The sequence below is a fragment of the Enterococcus italicus genome (assembly GCF_023743875.1).
Lineage (GTDB): Bacteria > Bacillota > Bacilli > Lactobacillales > Enterococcaceae > Enterococcus_G > Enterococcus_G italicus.
On the sequence record NZ_JAMRVB010000014.1, the window covers coordinates 1 to 1598 of the forward strand.

At 36.9% G+C, this 1598-nt stretch carries 1 protein-coding gene; it reads right to left on the reverse strand.

Features of this window, described 5'->3' with window-relative positions; translation table 11 throughout:
- Positions 1–31: 31 nt before the first annotated feature.
- Positions 32–1546, reverse strand: coding sequence for an IS3 family transposase (locus tag NE257_RS11450; RefSeq protein ID WP_251886524.1), 1515 nt, complete (start codon positions 1544–1546; stop codon positions 32–34).
- Between the last annotated feature and the right edge of the window lie 52 nt (positions 1547–1598).

A 1598-nucleotide genomic window follows, 5' to 3' on the forward strand; every position in this document is an offset into this window, starting at 1 on the left:
AAGGGGGTGCGGATGTTTTTCTGGACCTTTTTTAACAAATAAATCCTTGTTTCTTCCGATATTGAAGTGGACTTAGTCCTCCTAAAGATAACTTGATTCGTTGATTATTGTACCAATGGATATAGTCATCTACCTGATCGATAAACTGATTGATTGTTGTGTTTTTCCAGTCACGTTGATAAAACACTTCATTCTTTAAACGTCCAAAGAAACCTTCACACGCTGAGTTATCTGGCGAGCACCCCTTTTTAGACATAGAACGAGGCAAGTTTGCCTTGTTCATTCGTTCGATCCAACCTGGCCATCGATAGTGAGCACCACGATCCGAATGAATAATCGGGTATTCTTGATCTTGCAAGGTAGCTATCCCAGTATCTAGCATAGTATTCACTAATTCTGAATCAGGCTTTGTTCCGATGGTCCAGCTAATAATAGCTCCATCATAACAATCAACAAGTGGGGATAAATAAACTTTTCCTACAGGAATTTTAAACTCAGTAATATCTGTTAACCATTTTTCATTTGGTTTTTCTGCTTTGAAATTACGATTCAAAAGATTTGGTTGTGCAGGAGTAATTTCTCCAACATATGAAGAGTATTTTTTTCGCTTAGAAAATTTAATCATCAAATTTTCCTCAAGCATTAATCTACGTATGACTTTTTCAGATAGGCTTTTCCCCATGTTTTTTAAAGCTTGGTGAATTCTGCGGTAACCATAAGCACAGAAGTTACTGTTGAAAATAGTCATGATCAATTGACGTTCTTCAACATATTTATCTGGTTTCTCAAGTGCCTTTTTTTGATAAAAATAGCTACTTTTAGACAACTTAAGTTGTTGAAGCAGCTCCTTCAACGTAAATCGATTTCGTTGAGCATCAATCAATATCGTTTTTTCTTGATTTGATAGATAAAGAAGATTGATGCCTTTTTCTTTTTTTAGCAGTTCAGCAGCTCCCTCTAGCAATGCTTTTTCGAGTTGTAATTGGTGTACTTGTTTTTGTAATTCTTCCACTTCTTTTAAAAGTAATTCTTTTTGGTTGCCTTGATTTTTTGAAGTCATGCGAAATGGGAAATCCTTTCCAAGAAACGTATTTTTCCATTGGTAAAGCGATCCTCGACTGATGCCTTCGTCTTTAGCTAACTTTTTTCTATTGGTTCGAGGTTTGTAAAACTTTCTCAACACGTCATCTTTTTGATCTTGGTTTAACTGTACCGCACTTTTCCTAAGTTTTCTAGCCCCGGGCGCTAGTTCTTCACACCATTGCCGTAAAGACTCTCGATTAGGGTAACCAAGCAGTCGAATCGTCCTTGCATAGCACTGTCCATATTCAAAATAATGATTCACAGCTATTTGTTTTTGTTCTTCAGAATACTTTGATTTTTTTTGGTAATTCGAATGAAGCTCTCCAGATATCAAATATTCCTTGTACCATTTGCGAAGTGCGCCAACTGACGGATAGCCTAATTCATGAATGGTAGCTGCATAGGAATAATCGTACTTTAAAAATAACTGAATTGCTTTTACACGTTCTTCGTGGGAAAACATACGGGCATTCCTCCTGAGTTCATTTTTGGTCCAGGATTATGTCCGCACCCCC

Coding starts and splice junctions, on each gene's coding strand:
- NE257_RS11450 (WP_251886524.1), bottom strand. CDS start 1,546: ATGTTTTCCCACGAAGAACGTGTAAAAGCAATTCAGTTATTTTTAAAG.